The following is a 21,181-nucleotide window of genomic DNA, read 5'->3' as shown; positions in this document are numbered from 1 at the left end:
TGTGAGCTCCGCCAGTCGATCAGCCGGCAGCGGGTCCGGCGTGCGGGCGGGGCGCGCGGAGGCCGGGGAACTCGTCGTCGCGCCACTCAGCCTCGGCGCGCGTGCCATTGGTCACCGACAGCTCCTCGCGCTCCCGCAGCTCGACGCGACGGATCTTGCCCGAGATGGTCTTCGGCAGCTCCGCGAACTCGACCCGGCGCACACGCGCGTAGGCGGGGAGAGCTGTGCGTGCGTACTCCAGGACCTGTCTGGCGGTGTCGGCCGACGCCTCCCATCCGGCGGCCAACGTGACGTACGCCTTGACGACGTTGAGGCGGGCATCGTCGGGAGCCGGGACGACCGCGCTCTCGGCCACGGCCGGGTGCTGGAGCAGCGCGCTCTCCACCTCGAAGGGCGACACCTTGTAGTCGGAGGACTTGAACACGTCGTCGGTGCGACCGATGAACGTCAGCTCGCCGTCGGCGTCACGGACGGCGATGTCGCCGGTGTGGAAGAAGCCGTCGCGCATCGACGACGCCGTGCGATCGGGGTCGCCCAGGTACTCGGCCATCAGGTTGACGGGCCGCTCGGTCAGGTCCAGGCAGACCTCGCCCTCGTCGCCCGGTTCGCCGGTGACGGGGTCGAGCAGCGTGACGGTGACGCCGGGCAGCGGCTTGCCCATGGCTCCGGGGGTCACGGGGGCTCCGGGTGCGTTGCCGACGATCGCGGTGGTCTCGGTCTGCCCGTAGCCGTCGCGGATGGTGAGCCCCCACGCTCCCTCGACCCGGCCGATGACCTCGGGGTTGAGCGGCTCGCCGGCCGAGATGACCTCGCGGAGTGCACGCGGCTTCGCGCCGAGGTCGGACTGCAGCATCATCCGCCAGGCGGTGGGCGGGGCGCAGAACGTGTTGACCTCGGCGCGTTCGAGCTGGGCGAGCAGGCCGGCCGGGTCGAAGCGTGCGGTGTTGTGGATGAAGACGGTGGCCTCGGCGATCCAGGGCGCGAAGAAGCAGCTCCAGGCGTGCTTGCCCCAGCCGGGCGAACTGATCGTCAGGTGGACGTCACCGGGGCGGACGCCGAGCCAGTACATGGTGCTGAGGTGCCCGACCGGGTAGGACGTCTGGGTGTGCACGACCATCTTCGGCTTCGACGTGGTGCCGGACGTGAAGTAGACCAGGCACGGGTCGGTGGTGCGGGTGATGACCCGCGGGCGTGCCTCGCCTTCTGGGGCGGGCTCGCCCAGGTCGCTCGGGTACTCCGTCCAGCCGTCGGAGTGGCCGCCGATCACGATGCGCGTGAAGGCGCCTCGGACGTCGTCGTACTTGTGTGTCTCGCTCTGGTTCGTGACGACGTGCGCCACCGAACCCCGGTCGACACGGTCCTGCAGGTCGGCGGTGTCGAGCATCGTCGACGTCGGCAGGATGACCGCGCCGAGCTTGATCACGGCGAGCATGGTCTCCCAGAGCTCGAGCTGGTTGCCGAGCATGACGAGGACGTGGTCGCCCTGCTGCACGCCGAAGCCGTGCAGGCGTGCGGCGAGCCGATCGGAGCGTGCGGCCATCTCGGCGTAGCTCAGCCGCTGTTCACGGCCGTCCTCCTCGACGATCCAGAGCGCCGTGCGGCCGTTGTCGGTCGCGATGACGTCGAACCAGTCGGACGCCCAGTTGAACGTCTCGCCGACGTCGGGCCACCGGAACCCGGCGCGTGCCGCTTCAGGAGAGTCCGCAGCGAGGAGTTGGTCGCGGGCGGCACGGTACGCGTCGGTCGGGTTCACAGAAGACACGGACCGATCATGCCGCATCCGGCTCGGAGCGGATCGATCAGGCGAGTCCCCGGAACCAGCGGCCGAGCCAGGGGATGATGCTCGAGAGGTCGTCCGCGTCCATCGCGTCACTCGCAGCCGCACGTGCAGCCGGGCTCGCGTTGAGCGCCAGCGCGCTCGGGAGCGCCCGGAAGAGCGGGATGTCCGAGCGGCTGTCCCCGACGGCGCAGCAGCGTTCGATCGGGACACCGCGGTCGCGAGCGAGCGCGAGCGCCCGGTCCCGCTTGTCGAACTCGTCGAAGTGCTCCGCGACGGAGCCGTCGTGGACGCCGCTGCGCTCCCCCACCCGGGGTCCTCCGTTCGCGACGAACCCGAACCGCCGCGCCAAGGAGCGGGTCACGGGCTGCCAGGCGAGCGACGCGAGCACAGGTTCGACGCCGTGTGCAGCGCACCAGGCGACGACGGCGTCGGTGCCGGGCAACACCGGCAGGTCGTCGAGCCACCGCTCGACCGTCGCAGTGGCCGTGCCGCGCCACCCGAGGGCGTCAACCTCGCTCACCTGCTGGTTGGTGAGCTCGCCGTCGGCGTACCGGGCCTCTGCCTGGTCGAGGGCTCGCTGGTGCCCGAACCGGGCTGCCAGGAAGCTGCTGCTGGAACCGGGGGTGACGAGGGTCCCGTCGACGTCGAAGAACACGATGCCGACGGTCACGGCCGGCCGCTCCCCCGCACGACCGCGTCGAGCACCCGGATCGTCTCGTCGGTGTCGACGTGCAGGTGCGCCCCGATGCCGAGTGCACGGGCGGCCGCGACGTTCTCCGGGACGTCGTCGATGAAGAGCACCTCGGCCGGGGTCGCCTGCAGGCGGTCCAACGTGATCCGGAACGCCTCGGCATCGGGCTTGTTCACGCCGATCTCGTGGGAGTAGCAGATCGGGTCGAACACCGCCGAGAACCGGAAGCGCCGCTCCTCTTCCTCGCGGGCACCGTCGCCCGAGTTCGACAGGATCGCCAGGCCGATCGTGCCGCGGAGTCCGGCGAGAAAGTCGTACAGCGGTTCGTTCAGGGTGCCGCAGTACGCATCCCAGAAGTCGGCGCGCATGACGGCGAGCTGCTCGGCCGACAGCCCGAGCGCCGTGCCGATCGCACCCCAGTACCGGTCGACGACGCCGGTCTGCCGCGAGGCGTCGGGCAGGTCGGCTGCGACGAGCCGAGCGGAGAAGTCGTCCGTCGTCATCCCGAGCCGCTCGGCCCACCGCGCCCGGAAGTGTCCGGGCCACGCGGCGTCGTCGACGAGTTCGAGCACCCCGCCCACGTCGAGCAGCAGCCACCGCACAGCGGGCACGGAAGCCCCGGCCGTCCCGGCGGTCACAGCGATCCCCGCAGCTGTCGGATCATCTCGACCTCGAGCTCACTCGGGTCGAGCACGTACGCCTCGGTCGCGCCCGTCGGCTCGTAGCCGCGCCGGGCGTAGAAGGCCTGCGCGCGGGTGTTCCCCTCGTGCACGTGCAGCCGCAGGGCCGACCCGTGCGTCGCCGCCCACACCTCGATCTCGTCGAGCAGCGCATCGGCGACACCAGTGGCACGACCCCGGTGCGAGGGTGCGACGTAGACGCCGACCAGGAGCGGTCCGACACGGGGACCGGGGACGTACACCCCCATCGTCCCGACCCACGTGCCGTCGGCGTCGATCGCGGCGAGGGTCGTCCCGCCGACGTCGTGTTCACGGCGACCGCGGCGCCGCCAGTCACGTTCCTGCAGCTGCTCGGCGTCGGCGAGGCGCTCCCCGTAGGCCTTCGGGGTGTCCTGGATCATCTCGAGCCGCAGCGCACGGACCCGCTCCCAGTCGTCCTCGGTGGTCGGTCGGATCGTCGTTCCCCGCATGCCCCGAGCCTAGGGGCGACGGGCCCGGAGAAGTCGTCCCAATCCGACGGGCAGAGGGTGCCGAATCACCTGCAACGACCGGGAACCACCCGGAGCGCTCACCAGCCGCACACCGCTGGTTCTCCACCCTGCACCAGGGTGTGTTCGGCGCGCACACAGCAGCCGCGCCGAGCGCGACAACAGCAAAGGACTGATCACGATGCGCAAGAGCCTCAAGACCTCCATCACCCTCGCCACCACCGGCGCCCTCGTGCTGGGCGGTGCCGCGTTCGGCATCTCCTCCGCCCAGGCCGCCACCCCCGCCATCCACACGGTGTCCTCGTCGTCGTCGAAGATCCCCGCACCGGTCGCCTCGGTGCCCGAGGTCCTCGGTGGCTCCACCGCCGTGAAGCTCGACTCCGGCTTCACCGACGCCCTCACCTCCCTCAAGCTCACCCCCGGCGTCTCCGGCACCGCCAAGCTCGCCGACGGGTCCGTGTCGTTCCCGATCACCGCCGGATCGGTCACCTACTGGTCCCCCGACGGCAACTACCGCCCCTACGTCCAGGGCCTGCTCAACCACGACGACTCCGGCCTGACCCTCAAGGGCGGCGACACCACCGTCACCCTCGAGAACTTCGTCGTCAACCCCGGCTCGTCCAAGCTCTACGGCGACGTCCTGGTCAACGGCAAGGTCGCCGTCAACAACGCGTTCCTGTTCGAGCTGCACGGCGGCTCCCTCAAGCCCCTCCAGCTCGAGGGCGACAACGCCATCCTGACCGGCACCACCGTCCACATCAGCGAAGACGCCGCCGGCCTGCTGAACAAGACCTTCGGCACCGACGCCGTCAAGCGCGGCCTCCTCGTCGGCACCGCCACCATCACCGCACAGATCAAGTAACACCCCAGCACCACGATCGGCCCGGACCACGCGGCAGCGCGGTCCGGGCCGATTCACGTCGTGGGAACCACAGCTCAGCGGGCCCGCGCTCGGTACGCCCCGGGCGCGCTCCCGCAAGCACGGGTGAAGTGCGCGTAGAAGCTCGACTGCGAGCCGAACCCCGCGGCGTGCGCGATCTCCGACGTCGTCATCGACGTGGTCGCGAGCAACCGCTGCGCTTCGGCCACTCGGCACCGAGTCAGGTACTCCCCGATCGTGGTCCCGACGTCCTGCCGGAACACCGTCATGGCGTAGTGCGGATGCAGGTGTGCCGCAGCGGCGACGTCGGCGACCTCGATCGGTTCGCGGAACCGGTCCACGACGAACCGCACCATGTCGATCACCCGGTGCATCGCGTCCGCGGTGCCGTGCCCGCCCTCCGCGCGCTGGTTCACGGCGTCGCGGTGGTGCCGCAGCAACCGGCGCACCAGGGCCTGCGCTTCGAGGTTCGCGATCACTCCGGCTCCGTCGTCCGCGAAGTCCCGTTGCCACGACGACAACATCGACTCGACGTCCCGACCAGCCGCACCGGTCGGCACCACGACGGGACGGTTCAGCAGCATGGCACCGAGGTCGTGGTCCGGAAGCCCCCACGCCAGCACCTCGCCGAGCGGTATGTGCACCCACCGGCACTGTCCGGTCCCCGTCGCGTCACCGACGAGCTGGTGGGGTGTCCATCCCCAGAAGAGCGCGATCTCCCCCGCGTTGACGCTCACCGGCTCCCCGCCGAACCGGTAGTCGAGCCGTCCCTCGAGCACGAGGTTGATCTCGAGGTCGTCGTGCCGGTGTGAGGACGGCATCATCGGCGCCGGGCCGCGATGGCTCCAGTACGCCGCTTCCACCGTCTCCACGTCGAGCACGGTGCCGAGCCTACGGCAGCGGCGTGGACGACCCGGAGTCCGATCGGAGGATCCTGGAACCCCGCCGTCCGAAGCCGGAGGACCCCGGGCCCCGGCGCTTCCTACCGTCGTCACATGACCAAGATCACCATCATCGGCGCCGGCGGCTTCGTCTTCCCCTTCCGCCTCATCGGCGACCTCGTCTCCTTCCCCGCACTGCAGGACGCGACGTTGCACCTCATGGACCTCGACGCGGGCCGGGTCGCCCGCACTGCGACCGCAGCCCGCGAACTCGTCGCCCACCACGGCCTCGGCGTCGAGGTCCTCGAGACCACCGACCGGCGCGAGGCCCTGGCGGGTGCGGACGTCGTCATCATCACGTTCCAGGTCGGCGGCGTCGAGTCGTACAAGTGGGACGTCGAGATCCCCCGCAAGTACGGCATCGACCAGGCCGTCGGCGACACCGTCGGCCCCGGCGGCGTCTTCCGCTTCCTGCGGTCGGTCCGTGCCTACGAGGACATCGCCCGCGACGCCCTCGAGCTCTGCCCGGACGCCCAGTTCATCAACTACGCGAACCCGATGGCGATGGCCACGGCGTTCCTCAACGCGAAGGGCCTGCGGACCGTCGGCCTCTGCCACAGCGTGCAGGGCACCACCCGCATGCTGGCCCGCACGCTCGGCGTGCCGTACGACGAGGTCGAGTTCATCAGCGCCGGCATCAACCACCAGGCGTGGATCCTCGAGTTCAAGCGTCGCAACGGCGAGGACCTCTACCCGCGTCTGCGCGAGGTGATGACGGCGAAGCACCAGCGCGGCGTCGCGGCGTCCGACCTGCACGACGACGACGGCGACCACAGCGAGGCGGCTGCCGCGGCGAGCAACTACGAGGGCGGCAACGAGCAGGTCCGCACCCAGCTGATGCGCTCGTTCGGGTACTTCGAGACCGAGTCGAGCCACCACGCCAGCGAGTACGTGCCGTACTTCCGCAAGGACCCGGAGACGGTGCTCGAGTACATCCCGGAGCGCTGGGACTACTACGAGATCTGCCTGGCGCACGACGAGCAGGGCGACGTGGACACGCAGCTCGAGAAGCTCAAGGCCGACCTGACGCCGAGCGTCGAGTACGGCGCGAGCATCGTGAACGCGATCGTCACGGGGGTCCCCGCAGTCGTCTACGGCAACGTCCCGAACAGCACCGGCGTCATCCAGAACCTGCCGTCCGACGCCTGCGTCGAGGTGGCCTGCCTGGTGGACGGCAAGGGCGTGCAACCGACCTCGTTCGGCGAGCTCCCGCCCCAGCTCGCCGCGATCAACCGCACGAACACGAACGTGCAGACCCTGGCGGTGCGCGCTGCGCTGACGGGCAACGTCGAGCACGTCCACCACGCGGTCGCCCTCGACCCGCTGACGGCGGCGCACCTCACGCTGGACCGCATCGCCGAGATGACCGACGAGCTCCTGCACGCCCATGCGGCGCTGCTCCCCGAGTCGCTGCGTCCGGCGGACGCGGGCGCAGCCGCGCACACGGCCGACCGGGAGGCCCGCCCAGCGCTGGTCTGACGCCGTCGCGCCCGACGTGGGGTCGGGTCCGCAACCGCGACCCCACGTCCGGCTCGCGCCGACGCGCAGCCGCGCGCCGCGCCTCCAGTCCGTCCTGCACGGCACCACGACCTCAAAGGAGAGGACCATGCCGACCCGACCATCCCCCCAGCTCGCCAGACGGGGGTTCCTCGCACTCGCCGGTATCTCGATGGCCGGCGCCCTCGCCGCCTGCGCGGGCCAGGGAACCGCTGCCCGCGGCGGCACGAAGCACATCCGCCTGTCCACCTGGAACATCCCGACTGACATCACGAGCTACCAGGCGATCGCCGACGAGTTCGTCGCGGCGCACCCGGGCACGAGCGTCTCCGTCGAGGTCACGACCGGCCAGTTCCACCAGTGGTTCATCACGCGGCTCGCCGCCGACCTGGCGCCGGACGTCATCCGGATCACCCCGCAGCAGATCGGCCGGTACGCCGCGAACGGCAGCCTGGTCGACATCTCGGGGGCCGTCCCGGCGGACTACCGGCAGGACTACAGCGACCCGTTCTGGGCGATCGGCGCGCGGGACGACGGTGTGTACGGCGTCTTCCAGCACACCGACAACTTCATCACCTACTACAACCGCGACGTCATGGAACGGATCGGTGTCACGCCACCGCAGGCCCTCGGCGACGCGTGGACGTGGGATGCGTTCCTCGACGTCGCGAAGGAGGTCAAGCAGGTCACCGGCAAGTACGCGTTCGGGTACGGCTGGTCGTCGCCCGAGACCGCGTACCGGTGGCTGCCGCTGGTCCACCAGAACGGCGGCGCGTTCCTCGGGGAGGACGGCGCGACCCCGTCGATGGACACCCCCGAGGCGATCGACGCCCTGGCCTTCGGCCGGAAGTGGTACGCCGAAGGACTCGCGACGACCGGCAACCTCAGCAAGAGCGGCGGCGGTGACGTCTCGCGGAACCTGTTCCTGACCGGGCAGATCGGCATGATGCTCAACAACCCGGAGTCGATCGCGCAGCTCGACACCGACATGCCCGACAACTGGGGCACTGCCCCGATGATCCGCAACGTCGGCGAGGCGAGCGACCTGGGCGGCAACGCCCTGGCCGTCACGAAGTCGAGCAAGCACCCGGAGCTCGCGGCCGAGCTCGTGGCGATGATCACGTCACGGTCGAAGATGCAGCAGTTCTGCCACGACGGCAACTGGCTGCCCGCCCGGAAGTCCCTCGACGCGAAGGACATCGGGTACGCCGCGAACACCGACACGATGCAGCGGTTCATCGACCAGGGGACGACGATCCCGCTCTCGATGGTGAAGGCCGAGAGCGGCGAGTACTTCAGCTCGCTCAACGCGGTGTTCGCCGACTACCTCGACCTCTGCCTGCTCGGGCAGCTGAGCCCGAAAGAGGCCTCGAACCAGATGATGGAGGCGATGCGCAGTGTCACTGCGAACTGAGACCGCGCCGGTCCGCACGACGGCGTCCACCGCCCCTCCGACCGGCGGACTCCCCGCTGGCGACGGTGCCCGCCGAAGCCGCGGCCGCTTCGTCCCGTACGTGTTCATCGGCCCCGCGGCGCTGCTGTTCCTCGGCTTCTCGCTCATCCCGATCATCACGGCGATCGCGCTGAGCTTCCAGGACTCCAGCACCTCGCTCGGCGACGGCACCTGGGTCGGCGGGAAGAACTTCGTCGACATGGGCTCCGACCCGCTCATCGGCACGGCGCTGCGGAACACGCTCGTGTTCACGCTCGGCACCGTGCCGACGTCGATGGCGATCGGGCTCGCCCTGGCGGTCGCCCTGAACAGGCCGCTGCCCGGGCGCTCGGTGTTCCGCGCCCTGTTCTTCGTGCCGATGGTCGCCGCGGGCGTCGTGGTGGGCGTCATCATGTCGTGGATCTTCAACGGCGACTACGGCGTCGTGAACAACCTGCTCGAAGCGCTCGGCATGGGCCGCGTGCCCTGGCTGACCGCTCCGGGGTGGGCGATGGCGACCCTGGTGGTCGTCGTGGTCTGGACCCGGATCGGCTTCTGCATGGTGATCTACCTCGGCGCGCTGCAGTCCGTGCCCGCCGAGCTCAAGGAGGCCGCCGCGATCGACGGCGCCTCGCGCTGGGTGCGGTTCCGGACCATCACGTGGCCGCTGCTCCGCCCGACGACGTCGATCCTGCTCATCCTGAACGTCGTGTTCTCGTTGCAGGCCTTCGACGTCATCTACGTGATGACCGGCGGTGGCCCTGGCTTCTCGACGACCGTGCTGATCCAGTACGTGTTCCGGTCCGCGTTCATCGATGCCCGGATGGGCTACGCCGCGGCGCTCGGACTGGTGCTCGTCGCGATCCTGCTCGTGTTCACGCTGCTCCGGCAGCGCGCCAACCGCAAGGCGGAGGAGATGCTCTGATGGCCGTACTCGATGTCCGCGGTCCCCGCCGCCGTCCGGCTGGAGCCCGCTCCCGGCGTCGGCCCGGTCGGTGGGTCCTCGTCGCCGGGCTCACCGCCCTGGCGATCCTGATGGTGTTCCCGCTGTACTGGATGGTCGTCTCGGCGCTCACCCCCGGCGGGCAGTCGCAGAGTGGCACGTTCTCGCTGTTCCCGACCCGGCCGACGTTCGAGAACTACACGCAGGTGTTCAGCACGCAGCCGGTCTGGCGGTGGCTCGGCAACTCCGCGCTCATCACCAGCGTCGGCACCGCGTTGAGCGTCGTCGTGTCGTTGATGGCCGGGTACGCCCTCGCCAAGTTCCGGTTCATGGGCCGAGGGCTGCTGTACTCGGCGTTCCTCGTCACGATCATGATCCCGATCCAGGTCACCCTGGTGCCGAGCTTCCTGGTCGTCGCGAAGATCGGCCTGGTCGACTCCCCCTGGGCGGTGATCCTGCCGACCGTGTTCGACGTCGTCGGGATCTTCATCGCCCGGCAGTTCATGCTCGGGGTGCCGGACGCGCTGATGGAGGCCGCTCGGCTCGACGGCGCCGGCGAGTTCCAGACGTTCTTCCGGGTGGTGCTGCCCTCGTGCGGCCCCCTGGTGGGGGTGCTCGTGATCCTCGGGTTCATGACGCGGTGGAACGACTTCCTCTGGCCGCTCGTCGTGCTGCAGGGCAACGAGAACCTGACCGTGCCGGTGGCCCTGTCGACCCTGACGAACAACCCGGCGTTCAGCTCACCGTGGGGAGCCGTGATGGCGATCGCGACCGTCACGGTGCTGCCGTTGCTCGTGGTCTTCCTGGCGTTCCAGCGGCAGTTCGTGCAGGGCATCGCCTCGACCGGCATCAAGTAGGGCGCCGAGCGGTTCCGGGACTACCACTGCAGTGGCCATGGGAAAGGAACGACGGGAGGCACGGTGCCAGCTGGCACCGTGCCTCCCGTCCGTCGTCCGCGTCAGCGGATGATCGAGATGTTGTCCGCCTGCGGACCCTTCTTGCCGGGTCCGATCTCGTACTGCACGTGGTCGTCCTGGGCGAGCGGCCGGGAGCCGGTCGCCGCGACGATGCTGGAGAAGTGTGCGAACAGGTCCTCGGACCCGTCGTCGGGGTGGATGAATCCGAACCCCTTGCTGTGGTCGAACCACTTCACGGTGCCCGTGGGCATGGCGGTCAGCACGGCGTCAGTGGATGCGCAGCTGCGCGACCATGGGGCACGCGAAGGGGTCGCGGGCGGCGAGGCCGACGCGGTTGAGGTACCGGACGACGATGCCGTACGAACGCAGCAGCGTGGTCTCCGTGTAGGGCACGTCGAGGGTGTCGCAGTGGTCCCGCACCAGCAGGCGGGCCTGCTTCAACGCCGGACGCGGCATCGACGGGAACAGGTGGTGCTCGACCTGGTAGTTCAGCCCACCCATCAGGAACGACACCCACCAACCACCACGGATGTTGCGCGAGGTCCGCACCTGGCGGGAGAAGAAGTCGACCTTCGCGTCGTGGGCGATGGTCGGCATCCCCTTGTGGTTCGGAGCGAACGAAGCACCCATCATCACGCCGAACACGGCCAGCTGCACCCCGAGGAACGCACACGCCATCCCGAACGGCAGGAACCAGAACACCACCGTCAGGTAGATCGCGAACCGCGCCACCAGCAGCGCGCCCTCGATGAGGCGGTGCTTCTTGTCGGCCTTGGTGCCGTTGCCGGTCACGATCGACATGACGGCGTAGCGGTGCAGGTTCAGGCCCTCGAGCGTGAGGAGGGGGAAGAACAGCCACCCCTGGTAGCGCATGAAGGTCTTCATCACGCCACCCTTCACGGCTGCGGCGTCCTCGGGCAGGAAGCGGATGCCGTCAGGGGCGATGTCCGGGTCCTTGCCGACGGTGTTCGGGTTGCCGTGGTGCCGGGTGTGCTTGTTCATCCACCACGAGTAGCTCAGCCCCACCAGGAACGTGCCGAGCCAGCGGCCCGCGCGGTCGTTCCACTTCTGGGACTCGAACACCTGACGGTGCGCAGCCTCGTGCGACAGGAACGCGAACTGCGTGAACAGCACCCCCAGCGCACCGGCCACGATCAGCTGGAACCACGAGTCACCCAGGAACGCGAACGCGACCCAGGTGAGGGCGAGGCTGCCGACGAGTGCGCTGAACAGTGCCCAGTAGAAACCGGTACGACGGCGGAGCAGGCCGTTCTCCTTCACCTGCGCCAGGAGCGCGGAGTAGGTCGAGGTGCCCTTTCGGGCTCCCGTAGCGGGGCGAGTGCGGGTGTAACCCGGAGCGAGCGGAGTCGTGGTCATGTGGACCGCTTTCAGTCACGGATCGGTCCTTCGACCGGTTCGAGAGAGTTCACGCGATTGCGCTTGCGGCGACCCTAGGGGCCGAACTTGCGTGTTCACCGTGGTGTCCGGAACACGTCGCACGACCTTCGAGATCACCCCGCGTGTCGCTCCGGACCCGCTGCGCACGCACCGGACGATGCGCGCAACGTCTGGCCCGGGTACTCGCCGAATCGGCGGAAGTAGGTGCCTGAGAAGCGCCCCAGGTGACGGAAGCCCCATGTCAGGGCCGCCTCGCTCACACTGGTCTCCTGCCGGCTGCCGGACTCCAGCGCCGCGCGCACCCGGTCGAGCCGCATCCGCAGCAGGAACGTCATCGGCGAGACGCCGTGTTCCCGCATGAACGCCGTCTGGAGCGTGCGGGGGCTCACACCCACCGCGTCGCAGATGTCGGCGAGGCAGAGCTGCTGATCGCAGTGTCCTTCGAGGTACGCCACGGCGAGTTCGACCGTCGACGGGGTCACGGCACGCCGGAGGCTCACGGGCACGCGCGTCCCGAACGCTCCGAGGACGGCCTCGACGAGCGCGACCTGCGCGCTGGTCCTGGCGCCCTGGGTGAAGCCGTCGCGCGTCGCGGTGACCGCCACCTGTTCGACGCACCGGCGCAGGTGTTCGAGCACCCCCGCGGCGGGTTCGGCACCTCGGCCCGGCAGCTCCGGCGCCGCGGCTCCGAGCGAGGAGCGCACCTGGTCGAGGAGTGACCGGTCGATGCTCACCAGCTGCAGCGTGCCCGTCGGGGCGCGGACGGAGAACTCCCCCGACGTCGGCATCAGGACGGGCGTGCCGGGCCGGGTCTCGAGGACGGCACCGTCCTGGACGGCGATCCGGACGCCACCGGTACTCGACCACCCGACGACGATGCGGTCGACGGGTTCGAAGGTCCCGGAGAAGCCGGAGGTCGCCGACGCCGTGACGAGGCTCACGCATCCGTCCCGGCGGGTTCGGTACCGGAACCGGAAGGGCAGCCGGGAACTGTCGTCGTCGACGTCGAAGCGGACGTCACGACCGTGCCCGGCCTGGGCGAGCACGCACGCGGCGAAGGACCGGTCGGTGCCGGAGCGTTCGGTGTGGCGGCGCTGGGTGTCGATCCGCGCGGTGACGGTCCGGGCCGCGTCGTCCCCGTGGACCGCGGTCAACACGGTGCCTCGTCGAGGTGCTGTCCGCATCGCTGCTCGAACCAGGAGCGGGCGTCCCGCAGGCTCGCAAGCCGTTCCTGTTCGTGCAGTGTCGCCACGAGCGTGCAGTCGACCCCGTCGACAGTGCGCTCGACGCAGCCGAGGAGCATGTCCGGGTCCCCCCAGGCGGATGCAGCGTCGACGACCCGCCAGCACCCGGCGTCGACCGGCTGCACCCGGATGTCCGTCGGGTCCGTCGGGGCGAGTGCCCGGATCCGTTCGGTGTGGACGACCTGCTGTCGCACGACGGAGTCGATGACCATGGTCGAGGTTCCCTGTGCGTGTCCCATCGCGCCTCCCTGTCGGTTCGATGTGGTGCACTGCTTCGACCAGCGGCGCACGAGACACTTTCAGTATCAACAGGACGTTTCCCGTCACGTCAGGGGTTGACACCAGACCGCGTCTGGCGGATCATCCGCGGCCGGGATCGGGGTCCTGGCAACGCACCGTGGACGGTTCCCGTACGGTCGGCCCATGAACGACGGGAGCGGTGCGGCACGGGACGTCCCGCGTCGGCTCTCACGTGCTGTGCGGGACGCGCTCCGGTTCGTCCAGGAGCACGCGACGACCCACATCACCGTCACGGACGTCGCCGCGGCGGTCCAGCTGTCGCCGCGGAGTCTGCAGAAGCGGTTCCGGACCGAGATCGGGCAGACGCCGGGCGCCTTCCTGCGCGCAGTGCGGCTCGAGGGGGTGCGTCGTGACCTGCAGGCGGCATCCGGCACACCCGACCGGCGGACCATCGCGGCGATCGCCCAGCGGTGGCAGTTCAGCAACGCGGGTCGGATGGCTGCGGCGTTCCGGACGGCCTACGGGATCGCGCCCTAGTCGGCGCTGCGCTCCTTCGCGCCCGAGGACGGCGAGGACGGCGAGGACGGCGAGGACGGCGCACCGAGCCTGTCGGACCGGAACCAGCGGCGCTTCCGGCTGGTGCTGGACTGCGAGGTGGACGTCGACGACCCCCAGACGGTGCTCGCCGGGGCGCTGCAGCGTGCTGGGGCCGGTCCATGGCGCGACTACCGGCCCGACGGCGGCAGCGAGGACCTGATGGCGTTCCTGCTCGGCAACGCGGTGCGGACGGTGGTGCGCGAGACCTCCGGCGTGACGCTGGTGGCCCTGGACGCGATGCTCCGGGTGCAGGACGAGCAGGGGACGTACCAGCCCGCCGAGCTCCCGGCCTGGCGTGCCGGCCCACCGCCGAACGTGCCCGCGCCGTCGGGGTCGTCCGACACCGCCCAGCGCGTAGGATCGAGAGACGGCAGGGAAGGCGCCCATGGATGACGCATTCGAGCGTGCACTCCGTGCGCTCCGGTCGGCGGACGTCGCCGACGACCAACTCAGTCGGCCGTTCGCGCTCGCGCTGCCGATGGGCGGTGTCTCGATCTCGACCTTCGGTGAGCTGTGCCCGAGCGAGACCGTGTCCGCGACCGACGAGGTCGCCACCCGGATCGACGAGATCCAGCTCGACCTGTCCGAGGGACCGTGCTGGGCCGCGCTCTCGACCGATGCCCCGGTGCTGGAGACGGATCTGGTGGAGCGTCCGAACGCCGCGTGGCCAGCCTTCAACGAAGCCGTCCGGAGCGAACCCGTCGGCGCGGTCTTCGCCTTCCCGGTCGCCTTCGGGCCGTTCCCGCTCGGCGCGATCGACGTGTACGTCCCGCAGCCCGCGACGATCGAGGAGGACACCGTACGCCAGGCCATGACCCTCGCCTCCGCAGTCAGCCGCCGGGTGCTCCGCCGAGCCCTCCGCTCCATCGCGGACCAGGACGACGCCCTGCTCGACCGGAGCCCGTCGTCCAGGCGCGTGGTCCACCAGGCCACCGGTGTGGTGCTCGCGCAGCTCGACATCAGCCCCGAGGACGCCTACCTGCTGTTGCAGGGCCATGCCTTCGCCCGCCGGACGACCATGCGCCGGGTGGCGGAGGAGATCCTCGACGGCACGGTCCGGTTCGAGAAGCGAGGCGACCTGATCGAGGAGGTCCAGTGACGACGGCAGGCCGAGAAGCCCGGATCCTCGAGACGTTCACGTCGCTCGCCGACACCCTGGTGGACGCCTACGACGTCGTGGAGCTGCTGCAGACCCTGGTCGAGACCTGCGCCGAGGTACTCGGCATCGACGCTGCGGGCATCTTGCTGGCCAACGACGACCAAGAGCTCGAGGTCGTGGCCTCGACCTCTGAAGCGAGCCGGCTCGTCGAGGTCCTGCAGCTCGACGCCGAGGCCGGACCCTGCATGACCTCGTTCGCGACCGGACGGGTCGTGGCCTGCCCGGACATCGAGTCAGCGCCGGAGGAGTGGGCGATGTTCCGCACGGGCGCGGTCGAACTCGGGTTCCGGTCGGTGCACGCCGTCCCGCTCCGGCTGGGCAGCACCGTCATCGGCACACTCAACCTGTTCGGCATCGCCGTGGGTGCCCTCGGGGGATCGGACCTGCGCGTCGCCCGTGCCCTGGCCGACGTGGCGACGATCGGCATCCTGCACGAGCGGTCCCTGCGCGAACACGAGGTCGTCCGCGCGCAGCTGCAGCGCACCATCGGCTCGCGCGAGGTCATCGAGCAGGCCAAGGGCGTCGTGTCGTACCTGCGGGGTGTCTCGATCGAGGAGGCCTTCGCGGTGATCCGCGGGTACGCGCTCGAGCACCGCGAGCCGCTCTCCGAGGTGGCCCGCGCGGTCGTGCAGCGCCGACTCGTCCCCTGACGACCGCGGGCGAGCAACCCCGACCGCGGGGGAGCACGCACGACCACGGGCGAGCAACCACGGCCCCCGCCGCCCGCTACGGTGAGCGGATGGGCAAGGTCACGCTGCAGGACGTCGCCGCGCACGCCGGCGTCTCGATGAAGACCGTGTCCAACGTCGTCCGTGGCTACCAGCACGTCAGCGACCCGATGCGCAGCCGGGTGCAGGCCGCGATCGACGAACTCGGGTACCGCCCGAACGTCTCGGGCCGGTCCCTGGCGACCGGACGCTCGAACATGCTCGCCTTCGCGTTCCCCGACCTCCGACGCCCGTACTTCGCCGAACTGGCCCACGTCTTCTCGCGGGTCTGCGCCGACCGCGGCTACCAGCTCCTGCTCGAGGAGACCGCCGGCGACCCGGACGGTGAGCGTTCCGCCGTGCGCGGGCGTGAGGCCGGGGTGGTCGACGGGGTCGTGATCCACCCGCAGGTGCTCACGCCCGAGGCCATCGACCGGATCCGCGGCGACACCGCCGTGGTGTTCCTCGGCGAGGACGTCCGGCCCCCGCACGCCGACCAGGTCGTCATCGACAACGCCGGTGCCGCCGCCGAGGCCGTCGCGCACCTCGTGGCGCTCGGCTGCCGCCGCATCGGGTTCTTCGGGCACGAGACCGGCCCGTCGTCGCGCACGTCCGGACTGCGCCTGGACGGCTACCGCGCCGGACTCGTCGCCGCGGGTCTGCCGCTCGACGACGCGCTGCTGGTCCCCCGCGAGGTCGGCGACGCCGCCGGTGCCGAGGTCGCCTTCGGTACCGCGCTCGACGCCGGACTCCGCGTCGACGGGCTGCTCTGCCGCGACGACCTGGCCGCGCTCGGGGCGCTCCGGGCCATGCGCCTGCGCGGTCTGGACGCGCCCCGCGACGTGGCCGTGGTCGGGTGGGACGCGGTCGGCCTCGGGTCGAGCCTGGTGCCGAGCCTGACCTCCGTCGCGCCCGACACGGTCGCCCTCGCCGACACCGCGCTCGACCTGCTGGTCGAGCGGATGGACGGCTCCGACGTGCCCGGCCGGCTGGTCACGGTCGGCCACCGCCTGCTCGTCGGCGAGAGCGCGCCGTACGCTGACGGCACGTCCGACCGGGCGGCGCACCAGGGCGCGTGAACGGCGGACGGGAGGCCCGTGGCGGCGCCGCCACCCCTCCCTCGCAGGCTCGGTCGGCGCGGCCCGCGTGCCGCTGGCGCGACACTGCTGAGCGAGCCGCGCCCGTCCGCCTTTCCCCCGTCGATTGCCGTCAGCGACCTGCGGGAGCCGACTCCCCCGGGTGCACGCTGCCGAGCAGTTCGACGACGACGTCCCGCAGGGCGTCGGGCAGCCCGACGGTGCCGAGCTCGACGATGCGGTCCGCACGCGGCAGGTCCTTCGCCACGACCTCCCACGCCTCGAGCTTCTCCGCGTTGCCGGCCTGCGCGCCCTCGAGGACCTGCCGGACGGCGTCCCGCGCGTCGACCCCGACGACCGGAGCACCGACCAGCGTGATCGATCCGCCCGACGCCGAGTCGACGGACAGGTCGACCGAGAACCGGTCGACCGAGCGAGCCGATGTCGGTTGCCCGTCGGCCGGCGCGGCGAGGAACGTGATCCGCCAGTCGCGGTGGGCGGGGACGACGTCGAGGGCTCCGGTGGTGCCGTGCACCCGGAACTCGGCGTGTTCGGGATCCCAGGTCAGACGGGTCCGGGCGGTGCGGCTGCCCTCGCCCTCGTGGTCCTCGACCAGGGTGAACTCGCCGGGTGCACCCGGTGCGACGAGGACCTCGAACGCCGTCGGGTTGACGGTGGCGTCGAGCTGGTCGGCCGCCGCGAGCGGCAGGACCCCGCCGGCGCGCAGCAGGGCCGGCACCGTGTCGAGCGTGCGGTGCAGGTCGACGAACCGGTCACCCGCGTACACCGTGCCGGTGAAGACGTCGGTCCAGGTGCCCGGCGGCAGCCAGGCCCGGGCGACCCCGTGCCGGCTGACCGGGTCGCGCGGCGCCACGATCGGGGCGACGAGCAGCTCCGAACCGAACGCGTAGGTGTTCGGCACCCGGTACGCCTCGTCGCGGCGCGGCTCCAGGTGGTAGAGCGGCCGGACCAGCGCGGTGCCCTCGGCCGTGCCGTGGTTCATCGTGTGCAGGTACGGCACCAGGCGGTGGCGGAAGCGGAGCGCCTCACCCATCGCGGCGCGGGCCTCGGCCGGGAACACCCACGGCTCCTTGCGGATGAACGGGTTGTTGGCCGAGTGCAGGCGCATGATCGGCGAGAACACCCCGAACTGCACCCAGCGGGTGGCGAGCTCGTCGTCGCGGACGCCGCGGGTGTGGCCGCCGATGTCGTGGCTCCACCAGGGGTAGCCGATGTTCGCGGCTGTGGCGGTGAACTCGGGCTGGAACGCCAGGGACGCCCAGGACACGACGGCGTCGCCGGAGAACCCGACGGCGTACCGGTGGCTGCCGGGGCCGGCGTAGCGCGAGAAGGTCATGCCGTCGACGGGGGCCGGTGCTGCGTCGGCGTCCGGGCCCGCGTCGGCGCCGCCGGACGGCGCGTGTCGTGCCGAGTCGAGCAGGTGGAAGTGGTTGAGCAGCCACAGCGGGTCCACCCCGGGCAGCCCGGTCTCGCGGCCCTGCTGCCAGTCGATCCACCAGAAGTCGACGCCCTGCTCCTCGAGCGGGCGGTGCAGCTGTTCGAAGTAGGCCTGCAGGAACCGGCGGTCCGTCGGGTCGAACGGGATCGGCTGCTCGGTCTCCGGGTCGACGCCCATCGCCCGGGCCACCGCGGGGTAGGCGTCCTCGAACGCCCGCACGCCGTCGGCCGGGTGCAGGTTCAGCGTCGTGCGCATCCCCCGGCGGTGGAGTTCGGCCAGGAACGCCTCGGGGTCCGGGAACAGCGACGGCTCCCACGAGTACCCCGTCCAGCCGTTGCCGAAGCGCGGCGGCACCGAGTCGACCCGGTGCCAGTCCATGTCGATGACGGCGACCGAGAACGGCAGGTGTTCGTCGGCGAAGCGGTCCAGCAGCTCGAGGTACGAGGTGTCGCTGTACGGGTGGTACCGGCTCCACCAGTTGCCGAGTGCCCACCGCGGCATCCGTGACGGCGGGCCGGAGACGGCGTGGTACGTGCGGAGCGCAGCGTCGTAGTCGCGGCCGTACGCGAAGACCGTGACGTCGCGGCGACCGGGGACCCGCGTGCCGATCCAGCCGTCGTCGGCGAACAGGAACGACTCGCTGTCGTCGAGTGCGGTGATGCCGTCGCGGGCCAGGATCCCCGCCTCGAGCGGCATCCGGCCGTCGACGTCGTCGAGGGTGCGGCCGGTGCCGCCGAGGTCGCGCGGTTCCTGCCCCCACCGGCAGCGGTTGGCGTCCGGTCCGGTGGTCTCGACCACCAGGCCGCTCGGGCTGAAGGGGCGGCCGTCGTAGCGCAGGCGGGCGCGGTCGGTGGTGATGACGACGCCGTCGGTGCCGGTGCCGTCGGTGGCGGCCGTCTGCTCCACGGTGAAGGCCGGCACGGGCAGGCGGCGGCGCAACGCGAAGGTCGACGCCCGGTCCTCGAACCCGCCGTCGTCGCTCCACTCGATGCGGAACGCCCCGGCGTCGAGCACGGTGATGCGCCAGCGGTCGCCGGTGACGACGGCTGCGGGGTCGGCGACCGGGTCCGAACCCGGGAACGGACGGATGGTAGGGAGGACGGCGCCGGTGGTGCCGGTGGTGCCGGTGGTGCTGCTGCTCACGTGGTGCCTCTCAGCTCTTGACCGCGCCCTGGGTCACGCCGCTGATGACCCAGCGCTGCGCGAACAGGTAGACGATGATCGTGGGGGCCATCGCCATCAGGTACGAGGCGAAGGCGACGTTGTAGTCGGTGCCGAACTGACTCTGGAAGATGTTCTGCACCACGGGCAGGGTCTGCAACCCCGGATCCGCCGTGATGAGCGACGGCATCATGAAGTCGTTCCACGATGCCAGGAACGCGAAGATGCCGACCGTCGCGTTCATCGGGCCGAGGAGCGGCAGGATGATCCGCCAGAAGATCTGCCACGTGGACGCCCCGTCGATGCGGGCGCTCTCCTCGAGTTCGACCGGGATCGACCGCAGGTACGCCGAGTAGAGCAGCACGCTGAACGACAGTTGGAACATGGCGTGCAGGATCCCGACACCGATCGGGTTGTCCAGGCCGATCTCGGCGGTCAGCTTGATCTGCGGCAGCGCCACCACCGGGAACGGCAGGAACATCGCCGCGAGCAGGTAGACGAACGAGTACCGGAAGAACCGCTTGTGCCAGTTCCGGACGATCGCGTACGAGGCGAACGAGCTGAGCAGCAGGGTCGCGACGACGGTGAGCGCTGCGACGCCGAGCGACACCGAGAAGGACACCGGGAACCGGGTCAGCTGCCATGCCTCGGCGAACGAGCCCGGGTTGAACGGGAACGGCAGCGAGAGCGCGTTGCCGTCGACGGACTGCTCGGTCGTCTTGAACGCCATCGAGAGCGTCACGTACAGCGGGACGAGCACGGTCAGCGACGCGAGGCCGAGGACCACGGTGAGCGTCCAGTTCGTGCCGCCCAGTCGTCGGCGGTGTCCGCGGCCGGAGCGTCCGCCGCCGGTGGTCACGGCGCGGGTGTCGGTCGGGGGTCGTGTGTCGGTGGCGGTCATGCGAGTCGCAGGTTCCTTCCGCGGGTCGCCGCGAGCTGCAGCACGGAGATGAGGACGGTGATGATGAAGAACACGGTCGCGTTCGCCATCTGGTAGGCGTAGTCGCCGCCGGTGAAGCCGCCGAAGATCGTCATCGCGACGCTGCTGGTCGCGCTGCCGGGCCCGCCGTTGGTCAGACCGACGATCACGTCGTAGGCGCCGAGGTAGCCCTTCACACCGAGCACGGTGTTGATGACGATGAAGCCGCCGAGCAGCGGGAGCGTGATCGCCCGCAGCTGCTTCCAGCCGGTCGCCCCGTCGAGTGCACTGGCCTCGTACAGCTCCTCGGGGATGGACGTCAGGCCCGCCGTGTAGATGAGGAGCGCGCCGGGCACGGTCTGCCAGGCGGACACGATGACGATCGCGAGCCAGGCCAGGTTCGGGTCGCCGAGGATGCTCTGCTCGAGCGGGCCGAAACCGACGCCCGTGGCCAGGGCCGGCACGGTGTTCGAGAACAGGAAGTTGAACACGTAGGCGACGATGATCCCCGAGATCACCATCGGGATGACGAACACCGACCGCAGTCCGGCGGCGAACCGGATCTTCTTCGCCAGGGCGATCGCGAGCGTCAGCGCGACGACCTGCGTGACGACGACGGTGACGGCCGCGAAGCCGAGGGTGAACCCGTACGACGCCAGGATCGCGGGGTCGGAGACGAGCGCCTTGTAGTTCTCGACGCCGATGAAGTCCCACTGCCCGAACCCGAGGTAGTCGGTGAAGCTGTAGAAGACGCCGACGCAGGCGGGGGCGACGACGAACGCCGTGAACAGCACGAGGGCCGGCACGAGGAACAGGTAGTACATGCCCTCGGTGCGGCTGAGTGAACCGACACCGCGGGAACCCACACGACGGTGCGTGCGGGCTGCGTCGGTGGCCGGCCCGGACGTCGCCGGGTCGGTGTCGCGGGAGAGCGGGGTCTGCATGGTCATGGTGGCTCCTGGTTCCTGGTCC

At 70.6% G+C, this 21,181-nt stretch carries 22 protein-coding genes; 10 read left to right on the top strand and 12 right to left on the bottom strand.

Features of this window, described 5'->3' with window-relative positions; translation table 11 throughout:
- Positions 1–19: 19 nt before the first annotated feature.
- From MXD64_RS06355 to MXD64_RS06340, 4 genes are read right to left on the bottom strand one after another with little or no spacing between them, the layout of a single operon-like run.
- Positions 20–1,780, bottom strand: coding sequence for an AMP-binding protein (locus MXD64_RS06355; RefSeq protein WP_411512256.1), 1,761 nt, complete (start codon positions 1,778–1,780; stop codon positions 20–22).
- Positions 1,781–1,799: 19 nt separating this feature from the next.
- Positions 1,800–2,450, bottom strand: coding sequence for an HAD family hydrolase (locus MXD64_RS06350; RefSeq protein WP_263137272.1), 651 nt, complete (start codon positions 2,448–2,450; stop codon positions 1,800–1,802).
- The gene (locus MXD64_RS06345; RefSeq protein WP_263137271.1) at positions 2,447–3,109 is read right to left on the bottom strand and encodes an HAD-IA family hydrolase; all 663 of its coding nucleotides are present in this window, start codon (positions 3,107–3,109) and stop codon (positions 2,447–2,449) included. The genes MXD64_RS06350 and MXD64_RS06345 overlap by 4 nt, the downstream gene beginning before the upstream one ends.
- Positions 3,106–3,621 (bottom strand): GNAT family N-acetyltransferase, encoded by a 516-nt coding sequence (locus MXD64_RS06340; RefSeq protein WP_017885822.1) that lies wholly within the window; start codon positions 3,619–3,621, stop codon positions 3,106–3,108. Before MXD64_RS06340 ends, MXD64_RS06345 begins: the two co-directional genes overlap by 4 nt.
- 199 nt (positions 3,622–3,820) lie before the next feature.
- Here MXD64_RS06340 and MXD64_RS06335 point away from each other — a divergent pair, with 199 nt between their 5' ends.
- Positions 3,821–4,501 carry a hypothetical protein gene (locus MXD64_RS06335; protein ID WP_042537774.1) on the top strand — a complete coding sequence of 227 codons (681 nt, stop codon included), beginning with the start codon at positions 3,821–3,823 and terminating at the stop codon, positions 4,499–4,501.
- Between the two features lie 74 nt (positions 4,502–4,575).
- Here the strand turns inward: MXD64_RS06335 and MXD64_RS06330 are convergent, their stop codons facing one another.
- Positions 4,576–5,400 carry a helix-turn-helix domain-containing protein gene (locus MXD64_RS06330; RefSeq protein WP_056069172.1) on the bottom strand — a complete coding sequence of 275 codons (825 nt, stop codon included), beginning with the start codon at positions 5,398–5,400 and terminating at the stop codon, positions 4,576–4,578.
- A gap of 114 nt (positions 5,401–5,514) precedes the next feature.
- Here MXD64_RS06330 and melA point away from each other — a divergent pair, with 114 nt between their 5' ends.
- The 4 genes from melA (at position 5,515) to MXD64_RS06310 (ending at position 10,189) form a co-directional block, all read left to right on the top strand.
- On the top strand, positions 5,515–6,939 hold the full coding sequence (melA, locus tag MXD64_RS06325; protein ID WP_263137270.1) for an alpha-galactosidase: 1,425 nt from the start codon (positions 5,515–5,517) through the stop codon (positions 6,937–6,939).
- A 127-nt stretch (positions 6,940–7,066) separates the two neighbouring features.
- Positions 7,067–8,371, top strand: a complete 1,305-nt coding sequence (locus tag MXD64_RS06320) for an ABC transporter substrate-binding protein (protein ID WP_250898339.1) — start codon at positions 7,067–7,069, stop codon at positions 8,369–8,371.
- Entirely contained in the window at positions 8,355–9,314 is a 960-nt protein-coding gene (locus MXD64_RS06315; protein ID WP_056069178.1) for a carbohydrate ABC transporter permease, read from the top strand. Before MXD64_RS06320 ends, MXD64_RS06315 begins: the two co-directional genes overlap by 17 nt.
- Positions 9,314–10,189 (top strand): carbohydrate ABC transporter permease, encoded by an 876-nt coding sequence (locus tag MXD64_RS06310; protein WP_071252441.1) that lies wholly within the window; start codon positions 9,314–9,316, stop codon positions 10,187–10,189. The genes MXD64_RS06315 and MXD64_RS06310 overlap by 1 nt, the downstream gene beginning before the upstream one ends.
- 101 nt (positions 10,190–10,290) lie before the next feature.
- Here the strand turns inward: MXD64_RS06310 and MXD64_RS06305 are convergent, their stop codons facing one another.
- From MXD64_RS06305 to MXD64_RS06290, 4 genes are all read right to left on the bottom strand, one after another.
- Positions 10,291–10,500, bottom strand: coding sequence for a cold-shock protein (locus MXD64_RS06305; protein WP_042540496.1), 210 nt, complete (start codon positions 10,498–10,500; stop codon positions 10,291–10,293).
- 16 nt (positions 10,501–10,516) lie between these two features.
- Positions 10,517–11,626: a fatty acid desaturase family protein gene (locus tag MXD64_RS06300; protein WP_042540448.1), complete on the bottom strand. Its 1,110-nt coding sequence runs from the start codon at positions 11,624–11,626 to the stop codon at positions 10,517–10,519.
- 134 nt (positions 11,627–11,760) lie between these two features.
- A complete protein-coding gene (locus tag MXD64_RS06295; RefSeq protein WP_263137269.1) occupies positions 11,761–12,801 on the bottom strand; it encodes an AraC family transcriptional regulator in 1,041 nt (346 codons plus the stop codon).
- Positions 12,798–13,130, bottom strand: a complete 333-nt coding sequence (locus tag MXD64_RS06290; protein ID WP_017887473.1) for a hypothetical protein — start codon at positions 13,128–13,130, stop codon at positions 12,798–12,800. The genes MXD64_RS06295 and MXD64_RS06290 overlap by 4 nt, the downstream gene beginning before the upstream one ends.
- A 184-nt stretch (positions 13,131–13,314) precedes the next feature.
- Here MXD64_RS06290 and MXD64_RS06285 point away from each other — a divergent pair, with 184 nt between their 5' ends.
- The 5 genes from MXD64_RS06285 to MXD64_RS06265 all read left to right on the top strand — a co-directional run bounded on the left by MXD64_RS06285 (position 13,315) and on the right by MXD64_RS06265 (position 16,673).
- The gene (locus MXD64_RS06285; protein ID WP_263137268.1) at positions 13,315–13,668 is read left to right on the top strand and encodes a helix-turn-helix transcriptional regulator; all 354 of its coding nucleotides are present in this window, start codon (positions 13,315–13,317) and stop codon (positions 13,666–13,668) included.
- Positions 13,669–13,785: 117 nt separating this feature from the next.
- Entirely contained in the window at positions 13,786–14,121 is a 336-nt protein-coding gene (locus MXD64_RS06280; protein WP_263137267.1) for a hypothetical protein, read from the top strand.
- Positions 14,114–14,827 carry a GAF and ANTAR domain-containing protein gene (locus MXD64_RS06275; protein ID WP_042540450.1) on the top strand — a complete coding sequence of 238 codons (714 nt, stop codon included), beginning with the start codon at positions 14,114–14,116 and terminating at the stop codon, positions 14,825–14,827. The genes MXD64_RS06280 and MXD64_RS06275 overlap by 8 nt, the downstream gene beginning before the upstream one ends.
- Positions 14,824–15,537 carry a GAF and ANTAR domain-containing protein gene (locus MXD64_RS06270; RefSeq protein ID WP_263137266.1) on the top strand — a complete coding sequence of 238 codons (714 nt, stop codon included), beginning with the start codon at positions 14,824–14,826 and terminating at the stop codon, positions 15,535–15,537. Before MXD64_RS06275 ends, MXD64_RS06270 begins: the two co-directional genes overlap by 4 nt.
- A gap of 89 nt (positions 15,538–15,626) precedes the next feature.
- On the top strand, positions 15,627–16,673 hold the full coding sequence (locus MXD64_RS06265) for a LacI family DNA-binding transcriptional regulator (protein WP_083389447.1): 1,047 nt from the start codon (positions 15,627–15,629) through the stop codon (positions 16,671–16,673).
- Between the two features lie 130 nt (positions 16,674–16,803).
- Here MXD64_RS06265 and MXD64_RS06260 read toward each other — a convergent pair whose 3' ends face one another.
- The 3 genes from MXD64_RS06260 to MXD64_RS06250 are packed head-to-tail and all read right to left on the bottom strand — an operon-like array spanning position 16,804 to position 21,159.
- Positions 16,804–19,272, bottom strand: coding sequence for a glycoside hydrolase family 31 protein (locus MXD64_RS06260; protein WP_263137265.1), 2,469 nt, complete (start codon positions 19,270–19,272; stop codon positions 16,804–16,806).
- 10 nt (positions 19,273–19,282) lie between these two features.
- On the bottom strand, positions 19,283–20,191 hold the full coding sequence (locus MXD64_RS06255; RefSeq protein ID WP_214532580.1) for a carbohydrate ABC transporter permease: 909 nt from the start codon (positions 20,189–20,191) through the stop codon (positions 19,283–19,285).
- Positions 20,188–21,159 carry a carbohydrate ABC transporter permease gene (locus MXD64_RS06250; protein WP_263137264.1) on the bottom strand — a complete coding sequence of 324 codons (972 nt, stop codon included), beginning with the start codon at positions 21,157–21,159 and terminating at the stop codon, positions 20,188–20,190. Before MXD64_RS06250 ends, MXD64_RS06255 begins: the two co-directional genes overlap by 4 nt.
- Positions 21,160–21,181: the final 22 nt, after the last annotated feature.

Origin of the sequence: Curtobacterium sp. Arg-1 (assembly GCF_025643395.1) — a bacterium.
Taxonomy (GTDB): domain Bacteria; phylum Actinomycetota; class Actinomycetes; order Actinomycetales; family Microbacteriaceae; genus Curtobacterium; species Curtobacterium poinsettiae.
The sequence above is the reverse complement of the archived record's forward strand: the minus strand, read 5'-3'. Positions and strand labels throughout refer to the sequence as shown.